The organism is Streptomyces sp. bgisy027, from assembly GCF_057710365.1.
Genome location: NZ_JBYIVZ010000018.1, coordinates 13513 through 29077 on the forward strand (window position 1 = coordinate 13513; position 15565 = coordinate 29077).

The 15565-nt window shown below is 65.2% G+C and carries 14 protein-coding genes and 1 pseudogene; 6 read left to right on the forward strand and 9 right to left on the reverse strand.

Annotated elements, in window-relative coordinates:
- Positions 1 to 15 precede the first annotated feature (15 nt).
- Positions 16 to 1041 carry a 2-oxoacid:ferredoxin oxidoreductase subunit beta gene (locus AC3ETA_RS19835; protein ID WP_432194239.1) on the reverse strand — a complete coding sequence of 342 codons (1026 nt, stop codon included), beginning with the start codon at positions 1039 to 1041 and terminating at the stop codon, positions 16 to 18.
- On the reverse strand, positions 1038 to 2912 hold the full coding sequence (locus AC3ETA_RS19840) for a 2-oxoacid:acceptor oxidoreductase subunit alpha (protein ID WP_432194240.1): 1875 nt from the start codon (positions 2910 to 2912) through the stop codon (positions 1038 to 1040). The genes AC3ETA_RS19835 and AC3ETA_RS19840 overlap by 4 nt, the downstream gene beginning before the upstream one ends.
- 146 nt (positions 2913 to 3058) lie before the next feature.
- Between AC3ETA_RS19840 and AC3ETA_RS19845 the strand changes: the two genes are divergently transcribed.
- Entirely contained in the window at positions 3059 to 3661 is a 603-nt protein-coding gene (locus tag AC3ETA_RS19845) for a TetR/AcrR family transcriptional regulator (RefSeq protein WP_432194241.1), read from the forward strand.
- A gap of 172 nt (positions 3662 to 3833) precedes the next feature.
- On the opposite strand, the gene AC3ETA_RS19850 is transcribed toward AC3ETA_RS19845, so the two are convergent.
- The 4 genes from AC3ETA_RS19850 to AC3ETA_RS19865 all read right to left on the reverse strand — a co-directional run bounded on the left by AC3ETA_RS19850 (position 3834) and on the right by AC3ETA_RS19865 (position 7411).
- Positions 3834 to 4604 carry a dienelactone hydrolase family protein gene (locus AC3ETA_RS19850; protein WP_432194356.1) on the reverse strand — a complete coding sequence of 257 codons (771 nt, stop codon included), beginning with the start codon at positions 4602 to 4604 and terminating at the stop codon, positions 3834 to 3836.
- 367 nt (positions 4605 to 4971) lie between these two features.
- On the reverse strand, positions 4972 to 5568 hold the full coding sequence (locus AC3ETA_RS19855; protein WP_432194242.1) for a TetR/AcrR family transcriptional regulator: 597 nt from the start codon (positions 5566 to 5568) through the stop codon (positions 4972 to 4974).
- Between the two features lie 38 nt (positions 5569 to 5606).
- A complete protein-coding gene (locus AC3ETA_RS19860) occupies positions 5607 to 6572 on the reverse strand; it encodes an amidohydrolase family protein (protein WP_432194243.1) in 966 nt (321 codons plus the stop codon).
- Between the two features lie 2 nt (positions 6573 to 6574).
- Positions 6575 to 7411: a fumarylacetoacetate hydrolase family protein gene (locus tag AC3ETA_RS19865; protein ID WP_432194244.1), complete on the reverse strand. Its 837-nt coding sequence runs from the start codon at positions 7409 to 7411 to the stop codon at positions 6575 to 6577.
- Between the two features lie 628 nt (positions 7412 to 8039).
- Between AC3ETA_RS19865 and AC3ETA_RS19870 the strand changes: the two genes are divergently transcribed.
- The 4 genes from AC3ETA_RS19870 (at position 8040) to AC3ETA_RS19885 (ending at position 11764) form a co-directional block, all read left to right on the forward strand.
- Positions 8040 to 10319, forward strand: coding sequence for a sensor histidine kinase (locus AC3ETA_RS19870; RefSeq protein WP_432194245.1), 2280 nt, complete (start codon positions 8040 to 8042; stop codon positions 10317 to 10319).
- 2 nt (positions 10320 to 10321) lie between these two features.
- Positions 10322 to 10756: a roadblock/LC7 domain-containing protein gene (locus tag AC3ETA_RS19875; protein ID WP_432194246.1), complete on the forward strand. Its 435-nt coding sequence runs from the start codon at positions 10322 to 10324 to the stop codon at positions 10754 to 10756.
- A gap of 86 nt (positions 10757 to 10842) precedes the next feature.
- On the forward strand, positions 10843 to 11142 hold the full coding sequence (locus AC3ETA_RS19880; protein WP_432194247.1) for a DUF742 domain-containing protein: 300 nt from the start codon (positions 10843 to 10845) through the stop codon (positions 11140 to 11142).
- Positions 11123 to 11764, forward strand: a complete 642-nt coding sequence (locus AC3ETA_RS19885; protein ID WP_432194248.1) for a GTP-binding protein — start codon at positions 11123 to 11125, stop codon at positions 11762 to 11764. The genes AC3ETA_RS19880 and AC3ETA_RS19885 overlap by 20 nt, the downstream gene beginning before the upstream one ends.
- Positions 11765 to 11785: 21 nt before the next feature.
- Here the strand turns inward: AC3ETA_RS19885 and AC3ETA_RS19890 are convergent, their stop codons facing one another.
- Positions 11786 to 12442 carry a transposase gene (locus tag AC3ETA_RS19890; RefSeq protein ID WP_432194249.1) on the reverse strand — a complete coding sequence of 219 codons (657 nt, stop codon included), beginning with the start codon at positions 12440 to 12442 and terminating at the stop codon, positions 11786 to 11788.
- Positions 12443 to 12866: 424 nt separating this feature from the next.
- Here AC3ETA_RS19890 and AC3ETA_RS19895 point away from each other — a divergent pair, with 424 nt between their 5' ends.
- Positions 12867 to 13340 carry a hypothetical protein gene (locus tag AC3ETA_RS19895; RefSeq protein WP_432194250.1) on the forward strand — a complete coding sequence of 158 codons (474 nt, stop codon included), beginning with the start codon at positions 12867 to 12869 and terminating at the stop codon, positions 13338 to 13340.
- A 171-nt stretch (positions 13341 to 13511) separates the two neighbouring features.
- Here AC3ETA_RS19895 and AC3ETA_RS19900 read toward each other — a convergent pair.
- Together AC3ETA_RS19900 and AC3ETA_RS19905 are read right to left on the reverse strand one after the other, a co-directional pair.
- Positions 13512 to 15056, reverse strand: a pseudogene (locus tag AC3ETA_RS19900) (ISL3 family transposase).
- Positions 15057 to 15178: 122 nt separating this feature from the next.
- Entirely contained in the window at positions 15179 to 15565 is a 387-nt protein-coding gene (locus AC3ETA_RS19905) for a nuclear transport factor 2 family protein (protein ID WP_432194251.1), read from the reverse strand.

Below are 15565 nucleotides of genomic sequence, written 5' to 3' on the forward strand. Positions count from 1 at the left end.
TGCTTGATGGTTGATTCACACGGACCAGGTGTCGGCACCGTGCAGCAGGTCCCGCAGCGGCGTGCGCGGGCCGGCCAGCTTGAGCTGGTCTCGTACGAGGTCGTCATATGCGGGCCGGGTCACCGAGCGGAACACACCGGTGACTGTGCATCCGATGCCCTCGTCGCGCTTCCCGTCGAGCCGGGACAGAGCGAATGCCTGCGCCGGATCGGAAGCGGCGGAGTCGTGGACCAAGACGTCCCGCTCATTGTGTGGACCGACCTCTTCGACTCGCAGCGCGCCTCCCGGGGCACGTACCACCCCGTACGCGCCACCTGGACCGAAGCGCAGTGGTTCACCGTGCCGAAGTCGGAGGATGCGTCGGTCCTGCGCGCCAGGTTCCTTGAGCGCGTCGAAGGCACCGTCATTGAAAATGGGACAGTTCTGGTAGATCTCGACCAGAGCGGTGCCCTGATGCTCGGCGGCCGCTCGCAAAACCTCCGTGAGCTGCTTGCGGTCGGAATCGAGTGCCCGGGCGACGAACGTCGCCTCAGCACCCAGCGCGAGCGAGACCGGGTTGAAGGGATGGTCCAGCGAACCCATTGGCGTCGACTTGGTGACCTTGCCGACTTCGGATGTGGGACTGTACTGGCCCTTCGTCAGACCGTAGATCCTGTTGTTGAACAGCAGGATCTTCAGATTCACATTCCGCCGTAGGGCGTGGATCAAGTGATTGCCGCCGATCGACAGCGCGTCGCCGTCGCCGGTGACGACCCACACCGACAGGTCGGAGCGGCTTACAACCAGCCCGGTGGCGATCGCAGGGGCCCGTCCGTGAATGGAGTGCATCCCGTACGTGTTCATGTAGTACGGGAAGCGGGACGAGCACCCGATACCGGACAGGAAGACGACGTCCTCCCGGGCCAGTCCGAGTTCGGGCATGAATCCCTGTACGGCAGCGAGGATCGCGTAGTCGCCGCACCCCGGGCACCAGCGCACTTCCTGGTCGGTCTTGAAGTCCTTGGCGGTCAGAACGGGCAGACCCAGATCGACAGTGGTCATTCGGGTTCCTTCTCGAGGTCCTCGATCGCGGCGAGGAAGAGCTCCTGTAGTTCCTCGGCTTTGAAGGGAAGCCCGGAAACCCTGTTGATACCGGCCACATCGACCAGAAATCGGGCACGCAACAGTAGGGCCAGCTGCCCAAGGTTCAGCTCGGGCACCACAACCTTGCTGTAGCGGGCAAGAATCTCGCCCAGGTTGGCGGGCAGGGGATTGAGATGACACAGATGCACGTGAGCGATCTCCTCTCCCCGGTGCCGCACGCGGCGGCACGCGGCACCGATCGGTCCGTAGGACGAGCCCCAACCGACCACCAGCACCCGCGCCGCGCCCGACGGGTCGTCGACCTCGATGTCGGGAACAGCGATGCCGTCGATCTTCGCGGCCCGAAGCCCAACCATGCGGTCGTGGTTGTCCGGGTCGTACGAGATCTCACCGGTGCCGTCGGCCTTCTCCAGACCGCCGATGCGGTGCTGCAGCCCCGTAGTACCGGGGACCGCCCAGGGCCGCGCCAGCGTCTCGGGGTCACGCAGGTACGGCCAGAAGGCATCACTTCCGTCGGGCGCGTTGAATTCGGTCGCGAAGTCGACACGAAGGTCAGGCAGGTCTTCCGGTTCGGGGATCCGCCAGGGCTCGGAGCCGTTGGCCAATGAGCCGTCGGACAGCAGCAGAACGGGGGTGCGGTAGGCGAGTGCGATCCGGGTCGCCTCCAGAACGCTGTCGAAGCAGTCGGCGGGCGAGCGCGGGGCTATCACCGGAAGCGGGGACTCGCCGTTGCGTCCGAACATCGCCATCAGCAGGTCGGCCTGCTCCGTCTTGGTCGGCAGCCCGGTCGACGGGCCGCCGCGCTGGACATCGAGGATCACCAGAGGCAATTCGAGGGAGACCGCGAGTCCGACCGTCTCCGCCTTCAGCGCCACGCCTGGCCCAGAGGTCGAGGTCACGGCGAGCGCACCGCCGAACGCCGCGCCCAGGGCCGCGCCGACCCCAGCGATCTCGTCCTCTGCCTGGAATGTCGTCACGCCGAGGTTCTTGTGCCGCGCCAACTCGTGCAGGATGTCGGAGGCCGGGGTGATGGGATAGGAACCGAGGAAGACCGGCAGTCCCGAGCGTTCCCCGGCGGCCACGATCCCGTACGCGAGTGCGGTGTTGCCGGTTATCTGACGGTAGGTGCCGCGTGGAAGACTCGCGGCTGCGACCTCGTATCTGAAGGCGAAGGACTCGGTGGTCTCGCCGTAGTTCCAGCCGGCTCGGAATGCCAGCACGTTCGCCTCGGCCACCTCCGGACGACCGGCGAACTTGGTGCGAAGGAAGTGCTCGGTGCCGGCCGTCGGACGCTGATACATCCAGGACAACAGCCCCAGAGAGAACATGTTCTTGGCACGTTCCGCATCCTTCTTCGCCAGTCCGGTGCCGGACAGCGCCTCGCGGGTCAGCGCGGCCATGGGAACCGAGTGCACCTGGTAGTCATCCAGCGATCCATCTGCCAACGGATCGGCCGGGTACCCCGCCTTGGCCAGCGCCCGCTTACCGAACTCGTCGGTGTTGACGATGACGATGCCGCCGCGCGCCAGATCCTTGAGGTTTGCCCGTAGAGCCGCGGGATTCATCGCCACAAGAACGTCCGGCCGGTCGCCGGGGGTCAGGATGTCGTGGTCCGCGAAGTGCAACTGGAAGCTTGACACTCCCGGCAGCGTGCCGGCAGGAGCCCGGATCTCCGCAGGGAAGTCCGGCAGCGTCGCCAGATCATTCCCGAAGGCGGCCGCCTGCGCGGTGAACCGGTCACCGGTCAGCTGCATGCCGTCGCCGGAGTCTCCGGCGAACCGGATGACCACCCTGTCCAGCTGGCGCGCCTGCCTCGCCAGATCGTTCACGCACGCCTCCATTCATCAGCCACTCAACCACATCCCTGAACAGAGTATACAAATTTCGTGCTTACTGTCACCCCTGTGGAGGTCTCGGATCCTCTCAGCTGGCCCTATCGAACAGGAGGTGACTTATCTGGTGGTATCGTCAACAGGTGGCTCCGACCTCCAAGACCATTGAGAAAATCGTCGAGGGCGCTATCCGCGCCGTCGGCCGCTACGGCGTGCGCAAGTTCTCGATGAGCGACGTCTATACGGAGGCAGGGGTCTCGCGCGGGACGCTGTATCGGTACTTCAAGAGCAAGGACCAGGTCCTGGAGGCGATCGGCGAGTACGTCGAGCGCACTCTGCACACGACCCTCGAAAATGCAGTTTCAGCTCACCCCGAGCCCGAGGAGCGCCTTGAAGTCGTCCTCCAGGCTCTGCTCGACTACCGCACGACGCATCCGGAGATCATGCGGATCGTGGAGTCGGAGACTGGATTCGTACTTGACCTGCTGTCCCGTGAGTTCACCCGGCTACTAGCGGTCGTATCCGACGCCTTGGACCCAGTACTCCGCGACGCCCCGCCAGTACGCGACGGCACGCTGACCAAGCGGCAGTTGGCGGAGATGTTCATTCGACTGGCACTGTCCGTTTACCTCATCCCCTCTGCGGGCTCCGACGCGACGGCTGAACGTGCAGCCGCTCTATGGAAGTCCATGACAGCCGCACCTGCGAGCGGCACTGGCCGCTCCAGGCCCCGGGCGGCCGGCTGAAGTCGGTTTCAGTACCTTTCCACGCATGAAACTTCCCACGCATGAACTTCGCCAGTTGACGGTCGGGGGTCCAGACGCGAGCGGACCACTAGACGCACGGTGATGCGGCCGGCTGCGCTCCGACCTTTGCATCACAGCCCTCAGGCTGCTTGCCATCGGGCGGCGGGCCCCGCTACCGGTGGGACGGTGTGAGACGATCGACAGCGAAGGTCACCGCCTCGCTCCAGGCCCGGTCATATGCGGCAGGATCATGGCGGCCGGGGATAGGGGCTCCGAAGGAGTGACCGCAGCCAGGCGCGATATGCATGGCGTGCTCGATCCCCCATCGCTCGAAACGCTCCCGCACCACCGACAGCCGCTCCGGCGGCATCAACGGATCCTTCTCTCCATAGACGAGCAGCACAGGGCAGTTGAGGTTCCACAGCAGATCGATGGGATGCGCGGGACGGGCGGCGGTCAGCTCCGTGAACACAGGCTGACTCGGATAGAACAGCACAGCCGCAGCGACGTCCCGGCGCAAACAGGCGGTGAGCCAGGCCAGCGTTCCGCCCGTGCAGTAGCCCCACACACCGATCCTCTGCGGATCGACCGCCGGGTCGGCCTTGAGGTGGTCGAGTGTGGCCATGAGGTCATGCGTGGCGCGGCGGAAGTCGAGCTCATCGACGTGCCGCATGATCGTGTCGATGTCGTCATAGTCCTCGGGGTTGCGAGGACCCTTACCTCGGTAGTAGTCGGGGATCGCAACAACGAAGCCGATCGCGGCAAGCGCTGCGGCAGTCTCGTGGACGAATCGGTTCACGCCTGTTGCCTCGGCACCCATGACCAGCCCCGGCATCGGCCCGTCGGTCGGAGACTCGGAGCGATAGAGCCAGCTGTGAACCACCTCGCCACCCACTGGCAGGGACACATTTGCTACTCGCACTCCCCCCACGTCCGCATTCATCACGCAGCCTCTCCTTCGAAAGGTCTAGACCACTATCCAAGCCCGGCGATACATTCTAGACAGATTAAGTACACAATGACTAATTCATCAAAATCGCTGGAGAAATAGTCATGGCCGTGCTGCTCTCTCGACCGCCTTGGGTGCCAAGGCGGGAGGGAGACCAGAGGTTGAACGTCTCGGCCTCCAGCTCTCCGTCCCGAAAGGCCTCGGTGACGACGACGGCCCGGGCACCAACTCTGCGGCGCCGGCTTTCCAAGCGCACTGTGACCAGCTTCCAGGTCGGCATCGACCAGGCAGTACGACTTGAGTCGACATCGGCCGGTGTCGACATCGCACGAGGGCAGGCGCTCCAGACGCTGCCGCGGACTCAGGAGCTGAGGCCGAGAGCAGGCAGCACCATCGCGTCCACAAACTGCGCCAGATAGGCCGCGTCGGCAGGTCGGTCCTCCAGCAGCGGACGGGCGATGACAGCGCCGAGCATCACCTGTGGCAGAAAAGCCGTCGCCGGTCGGTCCTCGTCGAGTTCTCCGCGAGCCAAGGCACGGGCGAGCATCAGGCGCAGAGCTCCGACCTCAGGCTCGATCAGTGATTCGCGCAGCGCACTGCCGAGCGCGGGATCGCGCTGGGCGGCCAGACCAAGACCGCGCAGGACGGAAGCATCCTGAGCACTGTGGTCACTGATCCTTCGGACGATCTCGTGCAGATCTCCCGAAAGGGAGCCGGTATCCACCTCACCTACCCGCACCGCCTTGTTCTCCCGCAAGGCCGACGCCACCAATTCAGGCTTGCCGCTCCATAGGCGGTAGATGGTGGCCTTGCTGAGCTGTGCACGGGCCGCCACAGCGTCCATCGTCAGCGCGTCGTAGCCCACCTCGCGCACCAGGCCCATGACTGTCTCGTACAGCTCCCGTTTCCGCTCGAGCGTCATGCGCAAGCGGCGTACCGGACGGGAAAGGTCGGACATTGAGCGCATCTCCTCTGCAAGAAACGATTCGTGCACAATCACCGGTCAGCCATGGACGAGGGGCCATGGCCGCTCGCGAAGAGAATTGACGCATTCGTCTTCAGGATGGCCTCGCGCTCGGCTGTGACGAGATCTGCGCTCGTGATGTCGTTTACGCAACGCGTCACCGGTCCACGGAACGGATAGTCAGATCCGAGGAGGAGCCGTTCGGCCCCAACCGTGTCGAGGGCGCACCGTAGTGCAGGCTCGTGGAACGAGCAGGTGTCCAGGTACACGCGATGCCGCAAGTAATGCAAGACATCGTGATCGCCGTCGCCAGCCCCACTCAGATCCACCAGACGCTGGGTGAGATAGGGCAGGACGCCCCCCAGGTGTGGAATGATCAAATTCAGCAACGGTACACGATCGAGCACACCCGACAGCATCATCCTTGCCGCCTGCAGACTCGTGGAGACGGGTGGAGCGAGACTGTCGCCCAGGCGCCAGCCCTCGAACTGCGGAAGGGGGTCGGCTTCGGGATGAAGGAAGAGCGGAAGGCCGAGCTCGGCCACAGCCGCCCAAACCGGTTTGAAGCAAGGATCATCCAGCGGTGGGCGTGCCGGTGTCGTGTAGACCATGACTCCGCTGACAGCCGGATGGGAGCCGATGCGGCCCAGTTCCGTCAATGCCTGTTCGACGTCGGGTAGAGGCAAAGCCACCATCGCCGAAACAAGTGAAGCGCCGCTGCCGACAGCATCGATCAACTCGTCATTGCAGGACCGGAGAAGGGCTCCCGCGTCTGGGCGACCGTCGACGGCGGGACCGATCGGTGGCAGCGACAGCACCGCCCCACCCTGTGCCGCGGTGAGTTCGTCCTGCTGCGCCGCCAGGTCCGTGAGGGACGGGAAGGCCCGGGACGCGGCCCGCACGACAGCCACCGCTCGCCCGTCCGTGTCGGACCTCGCAGCGAGGGCGCGCTCCAAACTGGGTGGGATCCAGTGATGATGGACATCCGTCCAGAACATCGTCACCCCCGTGGCCCGACGACGTTCGTGAGCGAGCCGATTCCCTCCACGCTGGCGACCACCGTTTGGCCAGGCTGAAGATAGCGGCCGTCTTCGTGGCCCACTCCCGCAGGTGTGCCGGTAAAGAGAATGTCGCCAGGGCCCAGGCTGGTGCGGGCGTCGGCATAGTCCAGCAGTTCAGCCACATCCCGCGCCATAGAACTGGTGCGATCACGCTGACGCACCTCGCCGTCGACGGTCAAGGTCAGTTCTAGATCAGGCTGCCTGTCGCCGAACTCATCGCGGGTGACGATCCAGGGACCGAGACCGGTGGCATGGTCGAGGACCTTGGCAGAGAACATGTCCACTCCCAGAACTCCGCCGCGGGCCAGATCGCGGGCAGTGACGTCATTGCCGACCGTGTAACCCAGGATGCGCTCCCAGGCGGATGTGTTCGGCCCTGACGGACTGGGACGGGCCGCGCCGATCACGGCCACCAGTTCGACTTCGTAGTCCAGCTGCTCGGTCAGAGCGGAGAATGCGATCTCCTGATCAGTGCCGATGATCGCGTTGCGTGGTTTGAGCAGCATGGCTGGGCGATCGGAGAGCGCGGAACCCAGCGCGGCAAGATGCGAACCGTAGTTGGCGCCGGCAACGACTACGGTGCTGCCATGTTCGAGCGGTGGGAGAAGGGTCAGGTCGGACAACCGGTGGGTGGACACGGTGGTCGGGACCGCTCCGCCCAGCACCGTAGGCGCCCAGGAGGTCACGGGGCCTGACAGCGACGTCGCAGAGTCTGCCTCCGGATCGATGACGGCCCAGAACACCGCATCACCGTCCGCACAGCGTCCGATTTTCACTACTTCGACTCCTCTTTCATGGTCATCCGTAACCGTCACCACAAGCGAAGACCGTGGGAGGAACGGGGTCGTCCGAACGCGAGCGCACCTCGCCGGGGACACCCTCTCCGCAGCAACGATGGCTTCCGTCGGGCCGGCTCTTAACCCCTTCACCGTTGAGAACAGATTAGACAGCATCGAAACTATTCGTCTACCTCGAGGGGTGCAGTGGAGTAGGAACCACCTCCGAGGTCAGCAGAGGCACTCAGCCGTCGAGCGTGCCTGCCGTGACGCTTCCACCAGCTGAATCTCTCACTGGTGGCTCGTCGCTGAACACTGATCGAGGGCACTGTGCATACAACCGCGACCGCTGCACCCTCCCGTCGGGGATACGCAGGCGCGGTCGCCCTGCGTAGACTGCGATACGCAATCAACAGACTGTGCCCATTCCCGCCCTCGACGAGTAGGCTCCCCCCGACATGGCGCGGGCCCCGTACGGAGCAGTCCGCCACCGCCAACATGCCCGGGGAACCAAGTGGCAGTGCACGCACGTCCGACAAAACGGCAGGACAGCAGTGCAGCAAGTCCGAAGCGGCAACTATCCCTTCGGAGAGTCCTGCTTGTCCTGGCTCTTGTACCCAGCGTCGCCGTGGTCGCCCTGTGGGCGACCAACTCATCCCAGCTTTACAGTAATTGGCACAGCGTCAACAACCGTCAGAACGCGGCAACACGGGTCGCAGTGCCGGTAGTCGCAATCTTCTACAACTTGCAGGCGGAGCGGCAGCTGAGCGCGGCCGCCCTGGCCGATCCCGACTCAGACCGGACGAAGCTCGCGAGTCAGCGGTTGATCACCGATGCATCCATCAAGGGCTTGAAAGGTCCACCCGACTCGGCCCCCACCGATATCGTCACGCACTACCGGCAGGTGAGTCGGGAGCTCACACGGCTGCCCGGATACAGGGAAGCGGTGGACCGGGGGACCATCACCCAGCTACAGATGAACAAGGCCTACAGCACTGCCATCGCCTCGGACCTGCAGATGTTCAAGGACTTCATAGATGTGGGCATCGCCGAACTGAATGTCCTGGGGCAGTCGGCGCTCGACGCACTGTGGGGGCAGGAGTCACTCGCACGCGAGGACGCGATATTCACGGCCGCCGTGGTGAGCGGGCATTTCTCGAGCTCGCAGCGGGCGCAGATCGCCGAATTGATCGGTGCTCAGCAACACATCTACAACAACGAGGTCATACCGCTTCTGCCACGAGAGCACGCTCAAGCCTACCGAGCCATAGTGTCTGGCACCGCCTGGAAGCAGAAGACCGAGGCCGAGCAGACCGTTCTGAGCGGACGGGGCACCGGGGACAGCGGCCAGGAGGTCTCTGCCCAGGTCGCCAGTCAGTGGCGGCAGAGCGTCGGTGAGATCACGCGCCAGCTCCAGCAGGCAAACAAGTCGTACTTCGGCCAGATCATCAGGACCACCGACCATGAACTCCATGGCCTTATGGTCATCTTGATCGTCAACAGCTCTGTCGGCGCGCTGGCCGTGCTGCTGGTGGTGCTGATCTCGCTGTGGTTCACCGGACTCCTACGTCGCCGGATCTTCGCCCTCCGTTCCTCGGCCCTTGAGCTGCAAACCCGGTTGCCTGATGTGATCGAGAGGCTGCGGCGCGGCGAGGTGATCGACCCTGACACCGAACTGCCGTCGATCCCCTACGGCCGTGACGAACTCGGGATGCTCGGCCGCGCTCTCAACTTGGCTCGAAGTACTTCCCTGGAGACCGCGGTACAACAGGTCGAGCAGCATCGCGGCTTCGAACGGCTGCTGCAACGCATTGCCAGGCGCACCCAGTTGTTGATCGGCATGCAAATGAACCGGCTCATTGAGATGGAGCGACAACACGAGGACCCCGAAGTCCTAGAAGGTCTTTTCGACCTCGACCATTTGACGGCCCGCCTGCGCCGCTACGAGGAGAACCTGGTGATCCTCGGCGGCGGACAGCCGCAGCGGCGTTGGCGCAAGCCGGTGCTCATGCTGGACGTCATCCGTTCCGCGCAGAGCGAGGTGCAGGACTACCGGCGTATCCGGATCGAGGCCTCTGGTCAGATCTGGCTGTCCGAGCGCGCCGTCGGGTCCATGGTGCACGTACTGGCCGAGCTGATGGAGAACGCTGTGACGTTCTCCAAACCTCCTAGTCCCGTGGAGGTGTCCGCCGCGCGCGTGGGGCGTGGTCTCGCCATCGAAATCGAGGACCGCGGTTTGGGCATGGACCCGGGGCAGTACGCCGAGGCGAACGAGATGATGGCTAACCCGCCCAAGATGGACGTGATGTCCCGCGCCGATGATGCACGACTGGGCCTGTACGTGGTCGCCAGGCTGGCTGCCGGCCTGGGTCTGAAGGTGGAGCTCCGACCGTCATCCTTCGGGGGCACCCGAGTGGTCGTCCTGGTGCCGGGAGAGCTGGTGTCCGAGGAGCAGCAACCGTCCTCGGAGTCGTCTTCGAGGTCCGCCCCGCCCCAGCTATCGGTCGTCGGCACCTCCTGGCCCGAGGAAGAAGACCGCTTCCCCGACTTCGAGACTCACGGCTCCGACGGACAGGATCTCTTCACCCGCCCACTCATCGGCCGCTGGAGCCAACCGCCGGCTTCCGCCCCTGCCCGCGAGTCGCCAGTGGCCCCGCTGCCAAAACGCGTGCGGCAGGCCAGCCTCGCCACCGAGCTTCGCCGGCCTCCCCCTAACCACGACGACGAGGGGCGCACCGCGCCATCCGAGCCGCAGCCACTACTCAGGCAGGAAACTGAGCCGCGTCGCTCCGCTGCCACCGTTGGCGCGTTCCAACGCCAGTCCCGGATGGCCCGGAACACCCCCGACTCCGACCACCAATCCACCCGCACTTCACCGGGCCGAGCCTGGGCTCGGAAGGAAGATTGACGATGACACTGCACACCACCGGCACCAATCAGGATCTGGACTGGTTGCTCGACGGACTGGTCGACCAGATCCCGGGCACCAGGGCCGCCATCGTACTGTCCGATGACGGCCTGGTCGTCAGCCAGTCCCGCAGCATCACCAGGGTCGACGCCGAGCGGCTGGCCGCTATCGCCACCGGTCAGCAGAGCCTGGCGCGCGGCGTCGGCGAGGTCTTCGACGGTGGCATGGTCCACCAGGTGATCGTCGAACTCACGGATCTTTGGGTCTTCATCAGCTCCGCCGGCCAAGGCACTCACTTGGCGGTCGTTGCGGAGCAGGAGGTGGACGCGGAACTGATGGCGGTGGCAATGCACACCCTGGTGCAGCAGGTCGGCCAGCAGCTGGGTACCGAGGTACGGGTCGCGCGAAACCCCGCGGAGGGCGGTGGACTTGGGTGAAACATTGGACGGATACGTCGGACGACGGGGATGCGGAGCAGGGCTTTGTCAGGCCGTACACGATCACTCAGGGCCGAACGGCCTCCGTGCGCGACGACCTCACCCTCATCACCGTGATCACCACTGTCGCCCAGCCCCCAGATCAGCTCATCACCCGTAGTCTCCAGCCCGAGCACAGGGTGATCCTTCGGCGGTGCCACAGGCCAGCGGCCCTCGCCGAGGTCGCTGCCGAGCTCAATCTGCCAGTCGTGGTTACGAAGATCCTCATCGCCGACCTGATCACACTCGGTGGGGTAACGGTGCGACCGCCTCTGGCAGTCGCAGTCGGACAAGGACCGGATATGACACTTCTTCAGGCGGTGAGAGATGGCCTTCTCAGACTCTGACGAACACGTCGGGGCCCAAGCAGGTGCGGCACTCGCAGCTGTGAAAATCCTGATCGCGGGCGGGTTCGGCGTAGGCAAGACCACCATGGTCGGCTCAGTGAGCGAGGTGGCACCTCTGCACACCGAAGAGCAGCTGAGCATGGCCGGCGTGGACGTGGACGACGTCGGCGGGGTGGAGCATAAGACCACTACGACGGTGGCCCTTGACTTCGGACGCATCACCGTGAGTTCCCAATTCGTGGTGTATCTGTTCGGTACGCCGGGACAAGACCGTTTCTGGTTCATGTGGAATGACCTGGTGCATGGGGCTCTCGGGGCCGTGGTCATCGTGGACACCCGGCGGTTGGAGAGCAGTTTTGCAGCCATCGACTTCTTCGAGAACCGGGGCATCCCCTTCGTCGTCGGCGTCAACTGCTTCGGCGGGCGTCAGGAGCGCACCCTTGCCGAGATTCGCGAGGCGCTGGATCTCGACCCTCACGTACCCATGGCAATGGGCGACCTTCGGCAGCGCTCGGCAAGCCGCGATCTGCTGCTGACCTTGGTGGACCATCTGATGTCCGAACGCAGGGTTGTTCCAGTTCGACGACCGGTTGACACCCGGCCTGTCAGGGGCCGGTCCTGACAGCATCTGGTCATGGTGGGCTCACGCATAGCCACGTTGATGCCGTCCGCCGGGGACGGACCCCTTCGCCCTAACCGGGCCCTTGTACGGATGAGGGCGTCGAAGCGGAGTTGGGAGCTGGGCTGGGAGTCGGCAGACCTGGCCGTCGTCTGCGACTGGAACGCCCGATGGGCCCTGGAACTCACCCGGAATCGAGGCGGTCCGGGTAGAAACCTCACGGCGCTGACGCGTCAAACTGCGGCAGCGAGTCCGGTGGAAGGCGGTCTGTTGACCGGACAGTTCGCGCTCTTGAACGCAGGGGTAGAGCTGGCCGGTCATGCGGTTTGAAGAGGTTGCGCTGGGCGGCTGCGCGCCAGTCTCCGTATTCGTAGCGGCAGCGCCGGTAGTGGGCCTTCGCTCCAGGTGAGTCGGTGATCGCAGAGAACGTCCAGAGGTAGTCGGCGTAGGTGAGGCTGTCGTTCTTGATCCAGAGGCGGGTGATGCTCGACTTCTCGCCAATGCCCTGGTGATGGGCGAGGAGCCTGTGTATGCCTTCAGGCTGCGGGCGTTGGCGAAACGTGTGTGATCGTCCTCGATCTCGGCGCGGCCCCCCGGCGCCCGTTGGACACCCAGTCCGGGGAAGCTCAGGAGCACCTCCGCTTCCGGGTGCTGCGGGAACGTCTCCTTCACCGCCTTCACGAGATCATCGACGGCGGTGCATGCGGCCTCTGACGGGAGCCTGTGGATACGGCTCTGATCAACATTTCGGGATGACCGAGCCTATCTGCCAGCCAACTCCCTTAATTCTCGGTCGTGTTGGGAGATCGATAGTTGACATGCTGCCGCACTTGGCGGGCGTCGCGATAGAGGACATACGAGCCGAGGGCGAAGCGTCCGCGTCATCGCCTCGGCCGTTCACGGCGCAGGCCGGTGCCCCAGCAACGGCGCGAACTCACAGCGCGTCCATGATCGTTGCTGTCGCCGGCTTGCCGACGTCGCGATCGGCGACCGGACCACCGCCGACCACAGCCCCGCCCACCGCGCGCCTGTCCCGTTGACCCCGCACCGGCCGGAGACTGGACCCCCTCATCCCGGCCAGCGGCACGAGAGAGCACCCCTTTTCGTGACGCCACCCGCCATCGACGCGCACGTCCGCCTCGACGTCCACCCCACCCACGCCATCGCCGTGACCGCCACCCTCACCGGCACCCGGCAGGACCTGGCCCACCCGCTACTGACCTCGCGATGCTTTGAGGCCCTCGACGATCACACCCTGGTCATGGCCCGCATCGACCGCGAGGAATCCTACTGGACCGACACGGCCGCCCAGGCCCTGACCGCCCAGGGCATCACCACGCAGATCATCGACCGGCTCCAGAAGGCCATGGACGAGGAATGGGTTTGGGCCAGCCACTCCATGCCCTGGCGCACCCCGCAGCGTCCGCGAGGTCTCCACCTCAGGCGCAGAAGATCCACGACGACATCCGCCCAAGACCGCCGACCAGATCCTCGACCGGATCTGCCGCTACTGCTCACGCATCCCCGAACCAGCTCACTAGCTCGGCCGCAACGCCGAGTCCGTCTACCTCCGCAGTGAGGACCACCTGCGCCAGGTCGCCGACACCTTCGGCTCACCCGCTGGGGCCATGCTCGCCTTCGAGAAGATCCACGCCGCAGAGATGCGCCCCGGCCCGGCGCCCCTGAGCGACACCGAACGGGCCGCCGCCTAACGGCCCTGTCTCACATCCGGTGGTGACGGAGAGTGCTGCTATTCGAGGAGGATGCGGTGCCGCAGCAGGGCGAAGCCTGCTCGTCCGTGCATCTGGCGCGCGACCCGCTTGGTCTTGGTGTTGACACCCTCGGTGGGGCCGTTGCTGTACGGAAGCGTGAGGGCGGCGTTCACGGGCGTCGTGGTCTCGTTCCAGACCTCGGGCGAAGGCATGCAGGTGGGGCAGGTCGGCGCCACGGACCTGGACGATCCAGCGCGAGAGTGCGTCGGCATTGTCGGCGTGAGGCGCAATGCAACTGGGCGAAGTCGCTGCTATCTGCGGCCAGTTGGGTCATCTCGGGGCAGGCGTCGGTGAGCTTGGACAGGAACTCGTGTTGTTCCGCCTTGAGGTTGCCGGGCATGGTCAGCATGCATCCGGGCGAGCCGCCGCGGGGAGATATGGCTGCGGTCGGCGTCCGCGCGGCATTGGTTGATGTACTTGTGCATGAGGTTCAGGTAGCCCGTGAAGCCCAGGGCTTTGATCTCGTCGAAGAGGTGCTTGACGGGGACTACGGGGTCCTCGGCCCGGCAGTTGCGCAGGTGTTCGCGGTAGGTGTCGACGAGGCTGGCGCGGCACTTGGGGACGTGGAGCATGCGCTCGGGCCGGTCGGCGCGGGCGTAGCGTTTGACGGTGTTCAGGGCCAGTTGCACGGGGCGCGCGCATTCGAGCAGGTCCACACCCTGGTCGAGCAGGCCGTGGACCTGGTGCCAGCGTTCCAGGGTGGTCTGGGCGCGGGGTCCGTCGTAGATAGGCACGTCCAGCACGGCAGCCCGGCAGGTGCTGTGCGCCTTCACCTCGTTCAAGACGGCTTCGCACAGGCTGTGCCACAGATGCCACCGATCACCGACCTGCGTCGCACGGGGCAGGGCGCGGCGGATGGCCTCGGCACAGGTCGCGGAGCCGTCACGGCACACGACCTCGACGCCCGGATGCTTGCGCAGCCACGTCTCCATGGTGTCGGCCGTGCGGTCGGGCAGCACGTCGATCCGCTCATGCGTCTCGGCATCGATGATCACGGTGGCGTAGCCGTGCCGCCAGTGCAGAGCGAAGTCGTCGACGCCGATCACGCGGGGCGACCGCCCTGCGGGCAGCGGGATGCGCAACAGGGCACGCAGAGCCTTGTGACGCGAGACGCCCGCCGCGAGTATCGCCAGCAAACGTACCCCCGCCCGGCCCGCTAACTCCTTGACCACCGCCTTGACTTGCCTGGTCAGGCGGGTGGTGCGTCGCTGGTATCGGTCCAGTACTCCGGACACCTGCTCGCGGAAGGTATGTCGGCGGCCGCGGGTGGGGCACACCAGACGCCGCGCCCGCACACGGACCACCACCCGCCGCCCGTCTACCGGCACGTCAGCCACAGTCCGCCAGTGATAGCCGTGCACCCGCCCTGACGACACCCCGCACACCGGACAGATCGCGGTGCCCTGCGGCGTCCGTGCCCGCACCACGATCCGCTCACCCTCATCGACCACGTCGTCTATGACCAGCGGGAACAGGCCCGAAAACACCATCTGCACAAGCTCGTTGACATCCTCCACACGCATGCCAACGACAAGTCACGACCCTCCGTCACCACCGAAAGGGAGGCAGAGCCAATTTAACGGCTGACCTTGGTTGTTGAGTGGTCAGTGGGGCCCCGTCACACGGGCCATAGCCGAGGCTCTGCTCAGTTGAGGTACGAATTGATGGGGCCGTTGTCGACGTAGATGCGCTGGTCGGTGAACTTCCCGTCGGCGATGGTGAAGATCGAGCAGGCCCTGATCGTCGCCTCGACACCATCGCGGAAGCGCCAGGCGCTGTCGACTTCGAACACGACGACGCCGTCCTCCTCCTGCCAGACGTTGATCAGCGGGTGGGCGAGGGACTCGACTTTGCCGCCGATCTCAGCCATCTGCGCCAGCACGACGTCCTTGCCCGTGACGGTTGGGGCATTGGCGAACGTCAGGGTGATGTCGTCGGCGTAGTAGTCGCCGAGACGCTTGTAGTCCTTCGCTTCCATGATGGCGAAGTACTCGGTCAGGAAGTCGACGGTGCTCTGGTCCGCACGGGACAT